This window comes from Paenibacillus polymyxa M1 (genome assembly GCF_000237325.1).
Classification (GTDB): Bacteria; Bacillota; Bacilli; order Paenibacillales; family Paenibacillaceae; genus Paenibacillus; species Paenibacillus polymyxa_C.
In genome coordinates, this window is the sequence record NC_017542.1 from 4270715 (window position 1) to 4291397 (window position 20683).

A 20683-nucleotide genomic window follows, 5' to 3' on the forward strand; every position below is an offset into this window, starting at 1 on the left:
GCATTAGCCTATTTTGTTAGTCTATTAATTTATTTAACAATGATCTATTAAAGCTAGTACCTGAATAATCTCATCGACACGTTCCTTGATTTTCTCATTCTGATCCTCTTCCTCCTCTAATATCAGCATCTGCTGCCGTAGCTCGTTGAGTTTAGTGGAAAGTCTGTTCGTCTCTTCATTATATATAATTTCATCAATCTGATTCCGCAGCTTGAGATTCACTAATTCCTTCAAGTCGGATTTCAATTGTTGCATCTTTACTTGTTCTCATACATCTGGTTGAACAATCATACAAGCGCAGAATGTAAAACTTGTTCACAAACCGATTTGGCATCACATGCAGCCTTACCTTCATTGACATACGTTTTACATTGCCATACCACTTTTTTGGATGGATTATTGCTGTTCCAGGTTCGGCGCTTAAAAATTCTCCACAGCATCCACAATATACTTTGCCGCTCTGTTCATATTTACTGGAGTATCTTTTATTCTCCCCCATCACACTCGCTTTCAGCTTGGCTCTCCGTTTCTTCTCTTTTTGCACCGCATCAAATATTTCTTGGATAAAATCGGATCATGTTATTCTCTATATAATATTGCGTTCTTGTCCACGGTTTATAAGCTTATTTTCAAGATATGTTAAAAAATAAGGACCCAAGATATGCGAGTTTTCAGAGTAAATTGAAAAAGCTAAAAAAGAAGTATCCTGGATTACAGTTTGATTTTATTAGGGTAGAAACAGATGTGAAAATAACCAAAACTGGATTTGGCGTGGACGAGTTAAAGGTAAAAGACTGGAATAAAGTAATAGACTAACCTTAAGGAGGATATAATGCTAAACCCAAAAAAATTAGAAATAGCGTATAAAAGATACAGCAAAAACTTTGTTGACGGAATCAAATTTGAAGATATTAAAGAGGAATATGAAGAGTGCCAGAAAGAAATAATTAATATTGTCGATATGAATGCCGTGGAGAAGGATCATATTTTATTAATAGATTTAGAATCGATCTCTTCATATCATCTCTCTAAATGGAAACAAAATGTTCTAGTTAATGGTGAAAATACAGTAGAAGACTTAAAAAAAATGCAAATAGTCGTTTTTTACCAGTGTATGGGGCAAGATCTTTATAAAATCCGTTACCCTGAAATGATGACAGAATACTCCTTTCAGGAAGTCATAACAGCCCTAATTCATTTCACAATGTTTGGGTGGGAGAAAGAAGAAAACATATTATTCGAATTTATTGATAATAACCTTGGAAGTAATATACTGAAATCCAATGAATGGAACAAGCATACATGGTTCTTACTGGAATTATACTTGCAATATAGAAATAAAACTATTGCAGGAACGAGTCAAAACTTGAATATATCTGTGAAGGAAAAATTCAAGGAAGCTGGGCTTCGATACGATTTAATCCCGAAAGACTTGGATATATATAAGGAAGTGTTGGGACAATGGACAACTCGGGATTCGGAAGCAATTAAACACCTGATTGGCGAAATGTCACTTTACCACTCTATTTTAGCCTCAGAAATGGGCGAGTCCATTGAATTTGGCGACTTTAAATATGGATTCTATCCGTATGAAATATTATTCTTGCTTTATGTAAGGAAAAAGTTGGGCCTACCGGTTTTCAATGAATTTGACGAGGTATTGATGAACACGCCAGAAGCTAAAATGGAAATCGGGGACCCTGAACCCTATCCAGAATGGGATCCGCTGTTGCGCCTAACAGATAACTTCTATCGAAAGAATTATCCCGAATATATTCCGAACAAATATGGGGAATTGTTTCAATAATTACAAACGGAGGAAATCAACATGTCTGATGAGGAGATCGTCCATCTTATATTCGAGGATCGCCAAGACATAGAAGTCATTTTAAGTGACTTGGAGTTAAGTCTCAACGAGAGTGTTTTAAAATATGGTCTATCTACGAAGAAATTTCTCTACCTTGATTATCGAGGTGAGCAGTCTATGGAGATTGTTAACTATATTTTAGATTATGAATTTGCTCATAGCCTTGAGTTGGCTTCCCAAAAGGAACTAGAGGAACTGGGGGAATTTGATTATGAGTATATACCTGATAAGATAAAAGAAGTCAATAAACTCATTTATCCTAAAAGGTATGGATTGTTTACTTATCCAACCAGTGGCGATTATTATGCCCTATTTATTGCCAAACTGGAGCACAAATCTAAATTGCTGCGAGCAGAGCTGTTGGTTGATGAATGGACACCTTACAAAGAAAGATGCATACAGTATTACTATTAATTACACTTTCGGTCTATTAAAATCAGCTGATCTAACAACTTATAAACTTTTCAAAAGCTTATTCCTACTTGAATCATGAGTGGGAATGGGCCTCTTTTTAAGCTAAATTCAAGGAAGAAAAAAGAGCTTTCTGGTCAAATTTTAAATGATCCGCTAACGGCTGTATAGGGTTTCCTCACTTAAACCAATTACGGTTACCCCTTTCAGCCTAAGAGGGATAAAATAAGATATCCTGCGAAAGACGCACCAAATAGTAAGGGCGAAATGATTCCAAGGGAGGGAGATACAGAATACAAAATTATAAATGATTTAGCTAATAAGCTTGGTCCATCTAATTCAAACATAAAAGGAAAGATTAAATTATTCACGGAAAATGATACGTGTATTAGTTGTAATGACATTATTTATAGTTTTTCAAAAGACTATCCTGAAATAACAGTAGAAATTGTTCATAATAACGGATTAAAAATACTAAAAAAATAAGGAGGTAAAAATATGACTTGGATATATCAGGAGTTAATAGATTCATTCATTGAAGAGTGTGATGAATATAAATTACAGCATCAAAGCCCCAGTGAAGCGATTTCTCGGGCTTTTGATGAAAATTATAGTGAGAGTTATTCAGATGATATGAAAAAGGCAGTTTTAAATGTTATTTCAGCGGAATTAAAATTAAAACAACCACGAATATATAAGCTTGCTAAAGAAAATTACATCAGAGATCTTAAATCGATAGATTTTGAAAAAGTAAAGAAGCATATTCAAAGTGGGCAATTAAATGAAAAGGAATTTGAGGAACTGTACTCGCGAAGAAATAAAGTATTGGTTGACCTGGAGAAGATGCCCGTTGACCTTTGTCCAAAAGCCAGATGGTTTTATAATGAGATCATAGATAAAGTCAACACCTATTTTGTAGGGGCTGAAAGTGTTGAAGATACTATTGATCATGTGATGGAATGTTTTGAAAGAGAGTTTCGATACAAGGACTGTGCAAAAAAGAATGTTTATACTACAATTGTAGAGAACTTAATACGACAAAGTGAAAGAGTACCTGAATACATCATTGATGAGATTAAATTTGGATATTTTGATAATTCCCAATTTGAACTGACAGAGGAAGAGAGCCAAGATTTATCAAAGCGAATCACTAAGGTTCTTGAAGATCTTGATATTTTCCACCAGTGAAGTAATGTCTTTATAAATATGTCTTTATCTCGTAATATGATGGTGGCAGAGAGGCTAACAGCCCCCACCCAGTGTCGCGTATGTCATCTATCAACCAATATAATATTAACGCTATATTTTGAGCCTCAAGGATTTTCCAATAAACAATACAGAGATAATTCAAAATGACAATAAACGATCCAATCTTTGGCAAACTCGAATATAACTATAGTTGGGCTAAAGATACCACTATTCATTTTTTGGGAAAAGAAACTGAGATTGCATTGATGATAGATGGTGAAGAAGATGGCGAGTTTGATGAAGATCAATATACGGCATATCAATAATTAATGCAAAATTGGGAGCAATTGCAGCAAAGCTTCTTGCAACCAATTTTAGACTATTACCAACAAAAGCGACATGAACTTGGTTATGATACCGAACTTAATGAGAATTATCCCTTAGTTGAAACAACCGACACACTTCTTGAAATGATTACTTTGGATGGAATTGTTGTTCCATATTCAGGTATTTATGAAGGTCGAGATATCGAAATACTTTTTGATTGTACATGGGATGTAGAGAATGGATTTTGGACATGTTGCAATAGCCACACTATCCCTCTTGGACAATAAAGATGCACAGATTAAGTTTAACGAACTTTTTGAGGAGCTAAATGATAAATTTTTAGTAGATAATTTTAGTAAATCAGAATCATATAAAGTATAGTAGGAAAATATCGGAAATCAAGCAACGGAATATCTAAAAAAAGTATACCCGTTATGCTGAACAGGTCAATTATGGCCGGATACCACCATGATGGGCCTCTTTTCAAAAGGACTACATCCGCTACGTTTGTGACCACGTATCGTCCATTAAGTGGGTGAGAGATAATCGTGCCATACAATTTCAGATATTCAAGCTGATATTGTGAACTCATAAAACAGGGTCATCCATACAAAGATCCTGATTCATATAGAGATGGTGATTCATATAGAGATGGTGATTTTGGTTCAAAACCACCAGGTGCACATGATTCAGCTGCTCCTCAACCCAAAGGCGAATTTCTGTATTTAACCATTTAATGGAAAATATAGATGAGATGGAGCGACATAATTGATGGAAAATTTTAATCAGGCAATTAAGCGTATTTCTACAATAGATTGGAGTTGTATTGGAAACAAACAAGCAAGATCACATGTTCATTTGAGTAAAGAATACTTAAGAAGAGCATCAATATTTTTTCAATATTATCCTGGGCCTTGTAGGTATCCTTTTATTATAATTTCAAATTCGATAACTAAGTCACAAGTGAGTGTTGATGAATTACAAATACTAAAGGAAATTGACAATAGTTATGTTAGAGAAATTGTTACCAGTTATATAGAGTTAAACGCACTCATTGATGAAGGAAATCAAATTGCTATTGATAATAAAGATTTGTTTGAGCCAGCAATAAAACTATATGAAAGAGGTGGCCTTTTCTTTATAAGGGGAGGTTATTTGAATGTAGTTGGTGCTACTGATTTTCTTTCGCTTGCAAATCGAGTTAAAAGGGAACCACTTGAGATAAGTGATGAAATCTTGGATGCTCTTGACAATGAACGTATAGAGTAACCATTTTTACATTTTTTCGGTTAGGTGAACTACCCAGTCATCTGCTCTACCAAAGACTTATATATCTCATGTAATACCCGTATAAAGACTTTTCTTGTTTACTTAAACACACATTGATGATTAAAAGCATAACCTTAAAAAGACTAAAGTCTACAATAAACAGGTCGGTTATGGTCAGAGGTCACCATGATTGACCTGTGTTTTATGCTTTCATTTATTTCTCATTTCCTAAAATTACATTAATATAATCCAAAGTTTCCCAAATGTAATTCGCTATATAAAATTCATTTTATGGAAAATTGGGGGAATAACTTAGAAGAGGGCTTGCACAAACTGGCTCTGGGCACTATCAAGATGTTACCCCATGCGGAATTTTGGGCAAATTAGAAAGTCTCACTAAACAGAAGATTAAAAAAAATTTAATGATGACGATCCAAATTTACATTTAGAAAAGGCCAATTTCCTCTTAGAAAAATTAGATGAATAAAGATTAATATGGTCGAGTATAAATTCTTGCGAGATAAGGTGATATTGCTATGAGTTTACCAAAAATTATTTTAGGAATACCTGGTTATTGGGAAACAAGAGATGAATTTATAGAGGCAATGGCTCGAAAGGGAAACGGTTTTATATATGCAGGTAGCCATATCGGAAACCTTAATAAGCCAAAAGATTTCTTTGACGTAGAAATGAGTGAATATAATCCTTATGTTGCAGAAGCTTTCGAGGTAGCTGGAAATGGCTCATTTAAAAGGGAACACATTGATCAATTAAATGAACATAAAAGTATCGTCTATCTTTTGGGTGAGGGCGGTTCTATAGAAAAAGTTTTGGATATTATGGAGGTTGCTAGTGCTGTATTGCATGCAGGAGGAATGGCTGTAAATGTTGAATCTTCTGGAAGAGCAAGTACAAAAGAGGAATGGTTAGGACTAACAAGTAGTAGAGACATTGCTCAAGTTTTTACTGCGTTTATTCAAATGTCCCGCGAAGAAAACACATTTTACACTACTGGTATGCACAGCTTTGGTTATCCTGATGTACAAACAACTTCTGAAGACATAACTGGCTCGGAAGTGTCCACATTATTCAGGATATTTTGCTTATATAACCTTGTAGAAGCTCCAAAGATCACTAACGGAGAAACATTTAGTACAGATCCAAGCTCTCCAATCTATCTATTAAAGCATAAAGAATGTACAATGTTTGAGGAAGAAGATCCATTCTATAATCCATTCGGAGTATGGAATTTAATTCGAAATCACCGCCCTATCAATTAAATTTTTTCATTTGATACCCAGTTATACTTAATAAATTCTTAAAGGCTTATTCCACTTACTATTATGAGGAGGAAAAAGCCTTTATTTTGTTCAAGATCAGCAACTAATAACTAGCCCTCCAGCCGCCTAAACTAAACTCGCATAAAAATGCCCCCTAGCATTCATCGGACAAACCAAGAGGTTTGATCCAATGTCTATACTAGGGGGTGCTCTTCTAATCAAGAAAATTTGCTTTACCCTTTAACTGACCCGGCTGCGATCCCTTCCACAATCCGGTCACTCATGATGAGGAACACGAGCAAAATGGGCAAAATGCTGATCATCAACGTGGCTCCGATTGCTCCCCAGTCGGTCGTATATTGTCCGATAAAGTTCTGAACGCCTACGGTCAGTGTTTTATTTTCGTCAGAGCTAATGAACGTATTGACGAAAATAAACTCGTTCCAGTTGTAGATCATATTAATAATAGACGTCGTTGCCATGACGGGGGTGGTCATGGGCAGCACAATCCGGAAGAACATCCGGTTGACGGAGCAGCCGTCCATAACGGCCGCTTCTTCCACTTCACGGGGCAGAGCGTAATAGAAGCCCAGCAAGATCATCATCGTTGTTGGCAGATTAAAAGCGACATACGACAGGATGATGGATACCGAAGTATCTGTTAGATGCAGTTTGAGAAACATACTGAACAACGGGATCAAAGTGGAATGGACCGGAATCATGAGTCCGACCATAAAGAGCCCGAGGACCAGCTGACTCCCTTTCCACCGCATACGTGTAATGGCAAACGTAACAAAGCTGGCAAGCAGCACGGTCAGCGCCACAGATATGACCGTAATCCACACACTATTGAAGAAATACCGTCCGATATTGCCGCTGGTCCACACATTCATATAGTTTTCCCAATGCGGCTGGGACGGGAGTGCAAACGGTGGAAGGTTAAACACTTCCTGATTATTTTTAAGCGAAAAAAGCATCAGCCACACTAGCGGTAAAAGCTGCGTCACCGCTAAGATGATCAAAAGTATATACAAAGCGGCATAACCGACCCGAGTTAACATTTTGCCGCGAGTAGCGACTCCAAGCGGATAGTTGGCGGCTGCCTGGGTTTTCATATCCGTTCCTCCCTCTTCCTGTCCTTTGTTACCCATGATCTAATTGCATGAATGTTCTATGAATACTGGATGGTGTCACTAGTAGCGGTCACCTTGCGAATCACCCACGTAGCAACCAGACAGATGAGCAGCAGGGCAAAGGCTGTAGCGCTGCCATATCCGAAATCGAAGCTGCGGAACGCCTGGTGGTACATGTACGAAGCCATCACTTCACTGGCCCCGTTCGGCCCACCGTCCGTCATGACGTAGATCAGGTCAAAATATTTGAGCGAGCCGACAATGGACAATATGATCGTCACGTTAATTACCTCGCGCAGTAGAGGCAATTTGATACGAGTCGCAATCTGCCAGGCACTGGCTCCGTCGATCCGTGCAGCCTCCATCAGCGTTTCGGGAATGTTTTTCAGCCCGGCATAATAGATCAGGATATAAAAGCCTGCATATTGCCAAATAATCGGAATGAATAAGGCAAGCAGCACCAGAGACGGATTAGCCAACCACTCGGGCGGATTGTGAACTCCGACCGATGCCAGCAAAGAATTCAGCACTCCGTTGGTCGGGTGATACATTTTGAGCCACAATTGAGCGATCGCTACAGAAGACAGCAGCATGGGAATCAGATAAATTTTCCGCAGCAGATTCGCTCCCTTGATTTTTCCTGACAGAATCATCGCAACGACCAGATAACCGATCAGACTGATGCCTGAAAACAAGGCCAGCAGCAGCGAATGCCAAGCACTTTGCCAGAATGCCGCGTCTGTGAACAAATGTTGATAGTTATCCAGCCCTACGAAAGTCATAGGGCCGATTCCATTCCACTGATTCAGGCCGTAATAGCCGGTCAGTACGATGGGCACATAAATCACGGCAAATAACAGCAGCAGGGAAGGCAACACATAGAGAGCAATGACGAGCTTATTGGACATGACCTTTTCCACGGTCAGACCTCCTTAGGTGGTCAATTTCAATTTCCTTTCTCGATGGCAGCCTTATGCTGGTCGGCAAATTGTTGCGGTGTCACCGCTTTACCAAACAACGCCTGAATCATATTCAAATGTACCTGCGCTGCATTCGGCTTCATTTGTACATCAGCGAACAATGTAATGTTGCTGGCTTGGTTCAGCCCATTCAGCAGATCGACATACAGCTTGGGCAATTTTTCTTTAGAGGTGTCCACCTTCGTCGCCGGAATAACGCCCGCCTGTGTGACCGATTGCTCTCCCCATTTTTCTACGAAGTATTCCACGAACGCTTTGGCTTCTTCTTTTACTTTGGAATTTTCCGAAACGAACAAACCTACTCCCGGACCTCCTACCCAACTGTTCTCGTTGCCCTTGCCGCCTGCAACCATCGGGAATTTAAAGAAGCCGACTTGATCTTTAAACGCTTGCGGGATTTCGGGATTAGTCGTAAAATTCGGCAACTCCCAAGTAGCCATCAAATACATCGCCGCTTTGTCGTTCATAAACTCGGATTTTCCTTCATCATTGGACAAGCCGTTAAATCCTTTGTTAAAGGCGTTCATATCCACCAGCGTCTGAATTTCGGAGGCCGCCTGAATTAAACCAGGGTCATCGAATGATCCTGAGCCGTCAATTGCTTTTTTCAGCGTTTCGCTACCTGCTATACGGTCTGCCAGATACATGTACCAAAGCGAACCCGTCCAGCGGTCTTTATTGCCCAATGCAATCGGTGCAACTCCATGATCTACAAGTGTTTTCACCACCTGCTTAAATTCATCAAATGTCGCAGGTACCTTCAAGTTATATTTTTGGAATATGGCTTTGTTGTAATAAATGGGTGTTATGTTCAATTCGATCGGAAGCGCATACGTTTTACCATCCAGCGCATAGGCATCGGTCGTTCCCGGTACGAATTTGTCCTTCAGCTTGGAACCTTGCAGCAGGTCATCCATCGGCGTAAATAATCCACCTTTAACGTAAGGCTCCATGAAGCCCGCTGCCCAAGTGATGCCGATATCTGGCAATTCGTTGGAAGCTGACAGCACTTTGAGTTTGTTTTTGTATTGTTCATTTTCCAGCACTTCCTGCTGAATGACGACATTCGGATGATCCTTTTGGTATTGATCTATAATCTGAGTTACAAGCTTGCTTTGCTGTGCCGAGCTTCCCTCTGGCCATAAGTGCATCATTTTGAGCGTAACCTTGCCCCCAGCTCCACTGGAACCGCCTTGCCCATCCTTACCAACACCACAACCGGACAGCACTAGCATGAATGACAGCAGCAGGGTCAACCCAGCAACCCATTTTCGATGTGAGCGCTTACGAACTGAATACTCGTTGGACATCGTTAGACCTCCGTTATTGTAATTATATTTTTTGTAACCGTTATCATTTGTAAGTTTAGCACTCTATTTCTGCTTCCAACAGGGTACGCTCATTGGGTATAATTCCACTTTTATTGGGTTGTGAGCAGCCTATATGTCAGTCGATATTCTCTGGTCCTTTACGCATCTGCTGTCTATAGCGGCTGGGACTTACCCCCTCGGTCGCTTTGAATACTTTAATAAAATATTTATCTGTCCGGTAGCCTGAGCGCTCACCGATTTGGGCAATCGTCAACTGGGTATGCAGCAGCAGCTCCTTAGCCCGTTGTATCCGTATCCTGTGCAGATATTCGCTGAAGGACAAACCACTTTGCTCCTTAAATAAAACACTAAAATAGCTCGCATTCAGGTGTGAATGCGCTGCAGTCTGCGCCATCGTAATGGGTTCGTGAAGATGCTCTGCCATAAAGGTGAAGGCTCGCCGTACCGGATCGCTAAGCGTAGTCGCTTGGAGGTCAAGCTCTAGCAGAACAGGGTCAGCCAGCTTGTCCAGCTTCTTATACCGCTGCCGTTCCTCTTCAAGTTGAAGTGCTTCATTTACCGCATTCAGCAGCTCCTGCTTATCAATCGGCTTGAGCAAATAATTAACGGCTCCGAGACGAAGCGCCTGCTGGACATAATCAAACTCCGCATATCCCGAGATCACAATGATCGCCGGGCGATGTGAATCCCGTTCCAGAGAACGGATTAAATCCAGCCCGCTGAATTCCGGCAACCGGACATCTGTAATCAGCAGATGCACCTTCTCCGCTTGCAGCATATGTAATGCCTCCAGGCCATTCCCCGATGTCATAATCCGGTATTTCCCGGCGGCCCACTGCTCCAGTGTCTGATGTATCCCCTGACGTGTTCTTTGTTCATCGTCCACAATAACAATGGTCTTGGATGAAAAACTCATTCCTACCGCCCCCCGTATTCATCAGGAATTTCAAAAGCGACCACCGTTCCTTCCTGCACAGCACTGTAGATCAGCACGCCGTCCGTTGGATAAGATGCACTGTCATAATAGAGAGCAAGCCTGCGCTGCACATTAACCAGTCCCATACCAGTTCCCTTGCTCTGACAGGCAGATCCCTCGATCAACGCTGTACGCACAGCTGCAAGTTCCTCCTGTGTCATTCCAGGTCCGTTATCTACAACCTCGATCCTAGTCCAACCCAACCTCGCCGAAGGAGTGATTCGAATTTCAACACGGCCATTGCCGATACGATTTTCGACACCGTGTAAGATTGCATTTTCTAGAATGGGCTGGATCAGCAGCTTAGGAAGCGGAATTCTTGCTGCCTCTGGTGGCATATGAATTTGCCAGCTCAGACGTTCGCCCAGACGCATCTCCATCAATTCCAGATAACGATGGACTTGTGCTATTTCTTCCCCAAGTGTCACCCAAGAGTCATGGTGAGCCGGTTCGATCACATAACGAAACAGCCGCGACATGGACACCATCAGCCCGGCAAGCTCCTCCTCTCCTTTTTCTTGCAGCGACCAATTGAATGCATCTAGCGTATTAAAAAGAAAATGCGGGTTGATCTGCGCTTGCAGTGCTTTAAGCTCGGTCTGGCTTTGTAAAGCCTCCTTCTCGCAAATGACACGGATCAATTCATTGATATCGACAATCATCGTGTTGTACTCTGCATTTAATTCCTGTAATTCAACCGCTGCTGCAGGTTCAGGATTCAAGGCCAACGCTCCTTCCCGTGAACGGCGCATCGCCTGAATCAAGTGACCTATCGGTCTGGTAATCAACGTTGACAGCATAAAGGACATGAACAGGAATAACACGGCACCTAGAGACGCCGAAATAATAAGTGTCGTCCGTAAAACCGTAATTCCGTCTGTGACGACGCTAACTGGAATCAGGATCAGCAGCGACCAGCCGGTCCGTTCCGATTGCTGAACTGCCTTCACATACTCGCGCTCTCCAATATGAACCGTCTGTGTCTTGCTGTGCAATACATCTAACAAATTAATCTGACTCATAGGCTCACCCGACAGCAGCTGCCCTCGACGATCTACAAGCAGCATAGTTTCATTTGCTTCTTCTTGGGTCGCTGACGTACCATTTAGCCCAAAATAACTTCGTTCCATGCGGGTAATCAGATATCCTCCGCGTGAAAACCAGCGATCCACCAGGCTCACCTGCCGAATCGCCAGCAGCGACTGGGGATTTTCAGGATCTATGCCGATCCAGACCAGCCTGCCTTTCATCTCATTGGCTTCCCGAATGTCCGCCTGTCCGATACGATCCTCCAGACTGCCTTCTCTAATCGGAAACAACATCTTCCCTTCAGCGGTATACAGCTCCAGCGAGCCAACGCTCGGCATATAAGCCTGATAGCTATGCATCACTTGCAGTAGCGATTGACGCTGTCCGAAAGTCACCTTGCCCCCATTACGCTCCTCCAGCAAAATATGCTGAACAGATGGATGATTCGCCACTTGTTCCGTCAGGCTGTCCATCTGGCCGATTAATGCATCCAGTCTGCCGCTTGCTTGTACTGCGGTTTGACCAATATGCCGTTCGGCACTGTCTTTCAACAGGTGAGAGACATTAAGATAAATAAACGCTCCCGCCACACTCATCATAATGAGCATTACCAATATAAAGCCGATAAAGATCTGATTACGCAACGTGTTTAATGGTTGAAACTTTGAACGCATAAGCCTTCTCCCCCTGAATCATCGCAGAAAAGCTGATAATGATAACGCTTTCTATTTTTCTATTCTAGCGCATCGTTCCCCTTTGTTGGCATCTTTTTAGCAGAGATTAATTAAAACGGCCAGCCCTCTTTGAAATCATTGCGTTTGATCATAACACGTAATAACGATGTATATTAAAAAAAGCCTTAACAAAGATAACACCTTATCCTTGTTAAGACTTCATCTGCATTACCAAAGCAATCCCTCAAAGTTACATTCAATGGCAGGGTTCAGACATTATCTTGTGGATAACGAAGCCCATTTTTGCTCCAGCCACTGATCAAATTCAGCACCCTTGTCGCCTTCATATACGTCATAAATATCGACTCTCATCTTGTGCAGCTTCTCGCGAAAATCGTTATAGGTATGGTCGGCTGGCAGGCTTTTTTTAATGCGCACCAGTATCTTCGTCAGCCCCTTAACAAGCTCACCCTCTTTGCGCACAGGTGGCTGTACGTTTTCGCCCCATTCCTGTAGCTTGTGGTAAGCAGCTTCCTGAACGGCATATACCATATCATTATTCATTCGGTGCGTCAGCAAGTCAATCGTCTGCTGGTTCTTCCATGCACCCAGATCATTCACCGCTGCTAGACGCGCTTTCCAATCGGAGGTTCGGTTGGCAGCCACCTTAAGCTGCTCATATACTTCTGCAAATTCCTGCTGAGTTTCGTTGTTTTCCAAAATAATCTCATCCTTTTCTAAAAATCACTACACTGCTGTTCATCACGATTGCCGTTTGTTAAATATAACATACTTGCAGGTCTTCTACTAAAAAAGATCATTATGAAGTGCATTGGACCCACAGCCAATAATATGAACAAGAAAGAACCCAAGGCTCCGCCTCAGGCTCACTGGTGCAGATTAACAACTGGAACCTGCGTTGGTACAGTTTTTTTATATACGGCATGCTCGATAATAGCCATATTTAGTGAGAAAATTTATAGAAAATCGGCACGTGCTGGTGTAAATGCATCTAGCAAAATTCCGTCATCCTCCAGCGGGATACAGCCATGAAGAGTGTCGGATGGAAAATGGATGCTGTCTCCTTCTTTAACAGTCTGCACTTCCTTGGTTTGCCCATTATCGATCATGAACTTAAAGCTTCCTTTCAAAACATAAGTGACTTGTTCATGGACATGCTTATGCAACAGGATTTCCCCAGTTTGGGCTTTAGCAAACATCACTTTGATATACATAAGCTGGTCACTGTGCGCCAGCACTTTCCGGGTCGTATTACTGTCTACTGTATCCATTTGAATATCTTGGTCATTAAAAAACATGAATCATTCCTCCTCATTTAGAACCCAATTTATTTAGATGAGTTATTTTTAAAAATTCATAAATCGGTTTAGTTTAAAACCAGCGGAAAATAAGCCAAAGTAATCCGGAAAGGGTTGTAAAGTCGGGATCGGCGAATGTCACTCCGTCGGCACCCAAAAAAGAAAAGAGCGGCAAGGTGAGAGCCGGCAGCAGACATAGCAAGAATCCATTAAGACAACTGGAAATGACTGCCCCTCTAAAACCACCGCTGGAATTGCCAAATATCGCGGCTGCACCGCCAGCGAGAAAACAGGCCATGATCCCCGGTACAATAACAGGCAATCCAATAAGCGGGAAAACAAAAACGCAGGCCACACCTGTGAAAAAGCTGACCAAGAAGCCTACCAACGCGGAATTGGGTGATTTGTCGAACAGTACCAGAACATCCACCCCAGGAACTGCTCCAGGTGCGAACACTTGGGAGAACCCCTTGAAAGCGGGTACAATTTCAGTCGTGAACAGCTTAACACCTGCTTTTGCGATATACAAGCCAGCAGCAAAAGTGGCTGATTGTTCGAGGATAAAGACGAGGTATTCTTTGCCGTTAGATAATTTGCTGACATATTCAGAACCAGCAACCAGTCCAGATACCAACAAAAGCACCAGCATCGTCAAGGTTGTTGCCACATTGGGATCACGCAAAAAACTGATGCGGTCATTTATTTTTACATTTTCGGTGTCATGTTCACGATTGCCTAAAACTTTTCCTAAATAGGTACCGAGAATGTAAGAAGTCATGGAAGCATGAGCAATTGTATATTCATCCGATTTGATAATATTTTTGCTGGCATTTCGGAGCAGGTAAGGAAACACTGCCATATAGCTCCCAATGACCAAGGAACCAACGATGATTGTAGTTAGCGAACTGAGACCCAGACCTTTCATAACGGCTGTAGCGGCAAAGCTCATGAACAAAATCAAGTGGAGAGACAAATAAATGTACTTGAACTTGGTCAGGCGCGCAAGCACGATGTTAAGGATCATGGAAAAAAGTAGAATGAGCGCAGCATCCGCCCCGATCTGATCAATGGTCAGGGCCATGATAGCTTCATTGCTTGGTACGACACCTTTAAGGTTGAACGCAAAAGAAAATATTTGGCTGAAGTTGGTGAGCACGCCTCCTAAAATTCCGCCTCCGACCTTAATCATGGTAAAGCCCATGAAAGAAAGGGTAGTTCCCGTTATGATCTCGGATACTTTCTTCCTCTGGAATATGAGACCGAGTAATGTCACAATCGCAATTATGATGGATGGCTCCCTGATAATGCTCATAAACATTTCCATAGTGATCTCCGACCTTCTTTTCTTTTATTTTTCATTCTTACTAAATCGATTTAGTAATGCTTGAAAAAAATTTCCCTTCCGGGAATGTAAAAAGAAGTAGAACTTTTTTTGTGAATTATATCACAAATCCAATCATAAATTTCCGTTTATGGTTCACTCCTCTCCTTTATTAAGTTGCAGTCATCACTACACTCAACACTACCAGAAAGGGTATTCATGACTCGAATCATAAGATCATTATAGCTCTTTATTTTCCTTTTACAATAGAATTTATAAAAACGTTTTCAAAAAAAGAAAAAAATACTTATTCCAATTATTCAATTTAACTTTTGGACAGATTCTCTGTGGTTAATGACCGGATTCAATCGGATGATTTCTGACAGCTGCTCATGCCCCTGCTCTTTTTGATCAATTTTATCGAGCAGTAGCCTCGCACTTCTTTTCCCCATTTCAAAACTCGGCTGGGAAACGGTAGTGATCGGCGGATTATAAAAAGATGCAAAGGATACATCATCTATCCCAATCAAGGAAAAATCATTAGGTATGGTCAGATGATTATTTTTGGCATAGATCAGCACCTGCTCCAAAATCATGTCATTCGTAGCAATGATTGCGGTGGGCGGGTTCTCCATGTGAAATAGTTGTCTAATAAGATCAGACATTTCATCCAGCCTGCCGCTTTTGATATAGTTTTCATGCACGGATATGTCATGTTTGCCGAGCGTATTTCTATAGCCGGACAGCCGCTCACTTCGTGTGGTAATTGCTTTTTTGCCTAGGGGAAACGTGATGATGCCGATGTTTTTGTGACCATGCTCAATCAGTGCTTCAACCGCAAGCTCACTAGCTTTTTCATTATTTAACAGCACCGTGTCTACGTTGATTTCATCGATTTTTCGGTCGACAAACACGAACGGATAGCCACTTTTAACAAGGGAAACATATAATTTTTTGTTCTCTTCTGTCGGAAAAATAATAAGTCCATCCACTTGCCGAGCAATCATCGACTGGACGTACTTTTTCTCTTTGAGCGAATCATCATCAGTATTGCAGACAATGACCTGGACATTTTCCAGTTGGCATTCATCTTCAATTGCGCGCACGATTTCTGTTGTAAATCTCGACAAAATAGTTGAAGAAATAACCCCCACAATAAAGGTCTTCTTTTGCTTGAGACTGCGCGCCACCTCATTGGGAATATAACTGAGCTCCTCAATCGCTTGCTCAATCTTCTTCTTGGTGCTTTCACTCATATAGTTGTATCTTTTATTCAGAAACTGTGAAACTGTGCTCTTCGACACCCCTGCACGTTCTGCGACTTCTTTCATCGTGGTTACCATGATTCCCCCCCTTTCTATATTGCGTATTAGGCATGTGTTCATTTTCAACTCTGTATGTACTCTACAACCTGTATGTAATGTGAATTTCCTTTATTATATACCTTCTTTTACAGGAGGAAAATATAATAAATGTGAGTTGGAACGTGCCTCACCCCATAATCCAGCCCCACAAATGCTAGACCCCCTAACCTAAATATCCCTTGTCGCAAAACTAATAATTTTGAACGAAATCTTAAAAATATACAAATTTTATGAACTTGTTTGATGGAAGATTTGAACATAAAATGAAATTGTAATCGGTTACAATATCATTTATATAAAGGAGGAAGCAAGAATCATGAAGAAAAAAGGGTTGAAAAAAACATTTTTCGTCATTGCCTCCCTCGTCATGGGCTTCACACTGTATGGGTACACTCCACCTTCGGCAGATGCAGCCAGCGTGAAAGGATATTATCATACCCAAGGAAACAAGATTGTAGATGAATCCGGGAAAGAGGCCGCATTTAACGGTCTGAACTGGTTTGGTCTAGAAACCCCTAATTACACTTTGCATGGACTGTGGAGCCGCTCAATGGACGACATGCTGGATCAGGTGAAGAAGGAAGGTTATAATCTCATCCGTCTGCCTTACAGCAATCAGTTATTGGATTCCAGCTCTCGTCCGGACAGTATTGATTACTACAAAAATCCTGATCTGGTCGGATTGACTCCGATTCAAATTATGGACAAGCTGATCGAAAAAGCTGGACAACGCGGTATTCAGATTATCCTTGACCGTCACCGCCCAGGCTCAGGTGGACAATCCGAGCTATGGTATACCTCTCAGTACCCTGAGTCCCGCTGGATCAGCGACTGGAAGATGTTAGCTGAACGTTATAAAAACAATCCTACCGTCATTGGTGCAGATTTACACAACGAACCGCACGGTCAGGCAAGCTGGGGAACAGGCGATGTTTCCACAGACTGGCGTCTCGCGGCGCAGCGTGCAGGGAATGCCATTCTGTCTGTGAATCCGAATTGGCTGATTCTGGTAGAAGGTGTGGACCATAATGTACAAGGCAACAACAGCCAATATTGGTGGGGCGGCAACCTGACAGGTGTAGCCAACTATCCTGTCGTTCTGGACGTACCGAACCGTGTCGTCTATTCACCACATGACTACGGTCCTGGTGTGTCTTCGCAGCCATGGTTCAACGATTCAACCTTCCCGTCCAACCTGCCAGCAATCTGGGATCAAACCTGGGGCTACATCAGTAAGCAAAACATAGCTCCGGTGCTGGTCGGTGAATTCGGCGGTCGCAATGTTGATTCGTCTTCCGCTGAGGGTAAATGGCAAAATGCACTCGTAGACTATATTGGTGCCAATAACCTGTACTTTACGTATTGGTCCCTGAATCCGAATAGCGGCGATACAGGTGGTCTGCTGCTGGATGACTGGGTTACCTGGAACCGTCCGAAGCAGGACATGCTGAGCCGGATTATGAAGCCTGTAAATTTCATAGCAGAGCAAGTGAAAGCAAGCGCCGAATAGGCACAGAACTTCAATCCGTTTATTAAAAAAGCCGATTTTTCCTCCTTCAGTCCAGCTTGTGCTGGGACTACGAAAAGGTGGAGAAACGGCTTTTTTCATTTTCCAGTTTTACACATTGTAAATTCCCTAATGAATGGGTCATATTGTAAACTAAATCTCTCTTTTAACCGATAAATACATATGTTGGATGTGAAAATCATTTCGACGAGAGACTCACCATGAACGTAAACATAATTAGGAAGGAAGTTTTCATGTGATTATTTGGAAGGGCTTTGGTATTTTAAATATCATTATTCCAGGAATTTTATTCGTTATTGTCGGCAGTTTAGTATCCGCTCTTGGGCTTGACTCCATAGATTCCCGGCTGCCGATGGCTTTTGTGTTCATTGTGTCGGGAGTTATTATCTGGTATTTGGGTAAAGCACTTAACGCCGACTCGGACAAGGTGCTCGTTGATATGGAAACAGGACAACGCTATCGAATGGGAACCCAGCACAGTCTGTTTTTTATCCCTATGCATTATTGGGGCCCTGCCGGTCTAGCGATCGGATTTATTTTAATCGTTGCATCGATATTTATATAACGTTGATTGTAAAACATGAGCTATTCCAAACACCACAATGCGAGCCAGTTGCTCCACTGTGGTGTTTTTTCCTTATGTAGATCGATTATGATCAGATACTCCCCTGGTTTATTTGTGATAAAGCTTTTCTCACAAGCTGATCAGCTTGTCGAGTGGTCTCAGGTAAGCGATATTGTGGACAAAGCTTTAATATCCAGTTGCAGGCCGTTTCTAATGAAATACGATGTCCTACGGATACAAACAGAGGTTTAATGTTGTCCTGGGTTCTTAACGCCCTACCGATAATTTCCTCACGATCCATTAATAACGAACATGCCCCTCGTTCTTGAGATGGCTCTTCGAATTCACCCCATAGCCTCGTTTTACCACATCCAATTGTAGGAATATCAAATATAACACCTAAATGACTGGCTAATCCGAATCGTCTAGGATGGGCAATTCCTTGTCCATCACAGACCACCAGCTGAGGAGAGGTCTTGATTTGCTTCAATGCTTTTACTATAGGCGGCAGCTCCCTGAATGAAAACAATCCGGGGATGTAGGGAAAATGGACAGCATCTTCAACCACTATGGATTCCACTACTTGTAATGAGCTAGCATCTAAAATCACGATGGCCGCAACTAAGAGATCACTTTGTTCACTGTATGCCACGTCTACCCCAGCAACATATTGAATTTCAGGGAATCGATCTTCTTTTGTAACTTTTAAAGATAACTCCTGCTGTAATTTCACCGCTTCTTTTTCATCTAGATCCCATTCATGATTTATGATTGGTTCCATTTTTCTGTGCCTCATTTCTATCCTCTTAGAATGTAGTTTTCCGAATGTCCTCTGTATGTTAATGGATCAGCGTGTTTGCTACTGAGATGGCGAAAACCTAGCTCATGCTATGACCTAGCTGCTCGACCTTGCTCAGCCATTCGTTACGCTGTTGCTCTGTCCTCTTATTCATGAGATCAATGGTTGTAGAACGTACTGGTTTGACTCCACATAAATGTAACGTGGAATCCTTCATCATCCGGTGCCCAGGCTGTCCTTGGAAAAATCGGTAATACCAGTGCGGACCATCCATCGTGCTGATAAGGCGGGCTGTTCTTCCCTTTAAAAGCTTGTCAGGCAAGGGTTTTCCTTTTTGATATTTAAACGCGAATCCCGGCATAAAGGTACGGTCAATAAATCCCTTCATTAACGCAGGCAAGCTGCCCCACCAGATCGGAAAGACAAAAACGAGATGTTCTGCCCATTTAATCCATTCCTGTGCTTGAATCAAATCAGGTTCTAGCGGCAATTTATTCCGATATCCACCTGATAGATTTGGATTAAACTCCAACGCGGACAGCTGCAATAAGCGAACCTCAGCCCCTGCGCCTTCGGCTCCTTTTACATAGGCTTGAGCCAGCGCTTCTCCATAACTGTCAGCGACCGGATTCCCCTGAATCACCAATATTTTTTTAGACATATAAGCCACTTCCTACCTTCATATTATGATTTTAGTTAGAAAACACTAACTTTATATTTAAAAAGAAAAGGTCACTACTGACCTTTACTTAATAAAGCAGTTAAACGTTGTTTGATCTCTACGGCAAATGGAACCAGCTGCTGTGGAAGTTCACCTTCCAGGCTAGACACGGACAATCGTGTAATGGCTCCAATGATGAGCACACCTGATAGCTGAACATCCTGCTTAGGCAGTTCACCTTGTTGAATCCCCTGTTCGATGAATTCAGTCAACGCCTCCAGCGGCTGACGCACATTCTGGTTCTGGCTTGCTTCAACATACAGCTCATGATGCTGTGATAGTAGAAGCAATCCATATTGGTCCTCATCATGCATATTCAGCACTTCATCCACCAGTTGGTGGAAACGACTGAGAAAGCTCCCACTCTGCTTGCGATAAAAGTCAATTAAGGTGGTGTAGCTATTGCAATACTGCCCGAATACCTCCAAGGCCATCGCGTCTTTACTCTTAAAATGCTTATAAATCGCGGCATCTGTCACACCGGCAGCCTCTGCAATTTCTTTGACCGAAATCCCATCAATTCCTTTGGTTGCAAATAAGCACATCGCTGCCTGCAGAATATCCTTCTTTTTACTGTCTACATGTGTTTTCTTATTCATAG

General features: G+C 41.8%; 21 protein-coding genes and 1 pseudogene. 9 read left to right on the top strand and 13 right to left on the bottom strand.

The features are described 5' to 3' along the window. Positions 1–33: 33 nt before the first annotated feature. Positions 34–255 carry a hypothetical protein gene (locus PPM_RS19265; protein WP_013372475.1) on the bottom strand — a complete coding sequence of 74 codons (222 nt, stop codon included), beginning with the start codon at positions 253–255 and terminating at the stop codon, positions 34–36. Between the two features lie 577 nt (positions 256–832). Between PPM_RS19265 and PPM_RS19275 the strand changes: the two genes are divergently transcribed. The 7 genes and pseudogenes from PPM_RS19275 (at position 833) to PPM_RS19300 (ending at position 6342) form a co-directional block, all read left to right on the top strand. Further along, entirely contained in the window at positions 833–1807 is a 975-nt protein-coding gene (locus tag PPM_RS19275) for a hypothetical protein (RefSeq protein ID WP_013372478.1), read from the top strand. 21 nt (positions 1808–1828) lie between these two features. Further along, positions 1829–2281 carry a hypothetical protein gene (locus tag PPM_RS19280; protein WP_016324631.1) on the top strand — a complete coding sequence of 151 codons (453 nt, stop codon included), beginning with the start codon at positions 1829–1831 and terminating at the stop codon, positions 2279–2281. 264 nt (positions 2282–2545) lie between these two features. Further along, positions 2546–2764 carry a deaminase domain-containing protein gene (locus PPM_RS30675; RefSeq protein WP_013372480.1) on the top strand — a complete coding sequence of 73 codons (219 nt, stop codon included), beginning with the start codon at positions 2546–2548 and terminating at the stop codon, positions 2762–2764. A gap of 12 nt (positions 2765–2776) precedes the next feature. Further along, positions 2777–3466, top strand: coding sequence for an Imm3 family immunity protein (locus PPM_RS19285; RefSeq protein WP_013372481.1), 690 nt, complete (start codon positions 2777–2779; stop codon positions 3464–3466). 164 nt (positions 3467–3630) lie between these two features. Next, positions 3631–4080 (top strand): annotated as a pseudogene (locus tag PPM_RS19290) (DUF6985 domain-containing protein). Between the two features lie 484 nt (positions 4081–4564). Beyond that, positions 4565–5062, top strand: coding sequence for a hypothetical protein (locus PPM_RS19295; RefSeq protein ID WP_043886030.1), 498 nt, complete (start codon positions 4565–4567; stop codon positions 5060–5062). A gap of 536 nt (positions 5063–5598) precedes the next feature. Next, on the top strand, positions 5599–6342 hold the full coding sequence (locus PPM_RS19300; protein WP_013372486.1) for a DUF4261 domain-containing protein: 744 nt from the start codon (positions 5599–5601) through the stop codon (positions 6340–6342). 233 nt (positions 6343–6575) lie between these two features. On the opposite strand, the gene PPM_RS19305 is transcribed toward PPM_RS19300, so the two are convergent. From PPM_RS19305 to PPM_RS19345, 9 genes are all read right to left on the bottom strand, one after another. Continuing rightward, entirely contained in the window at positions 6576–7457 is an 882-nt protein-coding gene (locus PPM_RS19305; protein ID WP_043886031.1) for a carbohydrate ABC transporter permease, read from the bottom strand. A gap of 56 nt (positions 7458–7513) precedes the next feature. Continuing rightward, a complete protein-coding gene (locus PPM_RS19310; RefSeq protein WP_013372488.1) occupies positions 7514–8395 on the bottom strand; it encodes a carbohydrate ABC transporter permease in 882 nt (293 codons plus the stop codon). Between the two features lie 26 nt (positions 8396–8421). After that, positions 8422–9765, bottom strand: coding sequence for an extracellular solute-binding protein (locus PPM_RS19315; RefSeq protein ID WP_013372489.1), 1344 nt, complete (start codon positions 9763–9765; stop codon positions 8422–8424). Between the two features lie 136 nt (positions 9766–9901). Then, entirely contained in the window at positions 9902–10702 is an 801-nt protein-coding gene (locus PPM_RS19320) for a response regulator (protein WP_013372490.1), read from the bottom strand. 2 nt (positions 10703–10704) lie between these two features. Next, positions 10705–12465 (bottom strand): cache domain-containing sensor histidine kinase, encoded by a 1761-nt coding sequence (locus PPM_RS19325; RefSeq protein WP_013372491.1) that lies wholly within the window; start codon positions 12463–12465, stop codon positions 10705–10707. Positions 12466–12741: 276 nt separating this feature from the next. Then, positions 12742–13185, bottom strand: coding sequence for a HEAT repeat domain-containing protein (locus PPM_RS19330; protein WP_013372492.1), 444 nt, complete (start codon positions 13183–13185; stop codon positions 12742–12744). Positions 13186–13442: 257 nt separating this feature from the next. Continuing rightward, positions 13443–13784 carry a cupin domain-containing protein gene (locus PPM_RS19335; protein ID WP_013372493.1) on the bottom strand — a complete coding sequence of 114 codons (342 nt, stop codon included), beginning with the start codon at positions 13782–13784 and terminating at the stop codon, positions 13443–13445. A 73-nt stretch (positions 13785–13857) separates the two neighbouring features. Continuing rightward, positions 13858–15108, bottom strand: coding sequence for a PTS ascorbate transporter subunit IIC (locus tag PPM_RS19340; protein ID WP_013372494.1), 1251 nt, complete (start codon positions 15106–15108; stop codon positions 13858–13860). A 317-nt stretch (positions 15109–15425) separates the two neighbouring features. Then, positions 15426–16448, bottom strand: a complete 1023-nt coding sequence (locus tag PPM_RS19345) for a substrate-binding domain-containing protein (RefSeq protein WP_013372495.1) — start codon at positions 16446–16448, stop codon at positions 15426–15428. A 337-nt stretch (positions 16449–16785) separates the two neighbouring features. On the opposite strand from PPM_RS19345, the gene PPM_RS19350 reads away from it, so the two are divergent. Both PPM_RS19350 and PPM_RS19355 read left to right on the top strand, forming a co-directional pair. Next, positions 16786–17979, top strand: coding sequence for a glycoside hydrolase family 5 protein (locus PPM_RS19350; RefSeq protein WP_013372496.1), 1194 nt, complete (start codon positions 16786–16788; stop codon positions 17977–17979). A gap of 253 nt (positions 17980–18232) precedes the next feature. Next, entirely contained in the window at positions 18233–18562 is a 330-nt protein-coding gene (locus tag PPM_RS19355) for a hypothetical protein (RefSeq protein ID WP_013372497.1), read from the top strand. 91 nt (positions 18563–18653) lie between these two features. Here the strand turns inward: PPM_RS19355 and nfi are convergent, their stop codons facing one another. The 3 genes from nfi to PPM_RS19370 form a co-directional block, all read right to left on the bottom strand. Further along, a complete protein-coding gene (gene nfi / locus PPM_RS19360) occupies positions 18654–19358 on the bottom strand; it encodes a deoxyribonuclease V (RefSeq protein ID WP_013372498.1) in 705 nt (234 codons plus the stop codon). 82 nt (positions 19359–19440) lie between these two features. Next, the gene (locus PPM_RS19365; protein ID WP_013372499.1) at positions 19441–20022 is read right to left on the bottom strand and encodes an NAD(P)H-dependent oxidoreductase; all 582 of its coding nucleotides are present in this window, start codon (positions 20020–20022) and stop codon (positions 19441–19443) included. A 74-nt stretch (positions 20023–20096) separates the two neighbouring features. Further along, a complete protein-coding gene (locus PPM_RS19370; RefSeq protein WP_013372500.1) occupies positions 20097–20681 on the bottom strand; it encodes a TetR/AcrR family transcriptional regulator in 585 nt (194 codons plus the stop codon). Positions 20682–20683 lie beyond the last annotated feature (2 nt).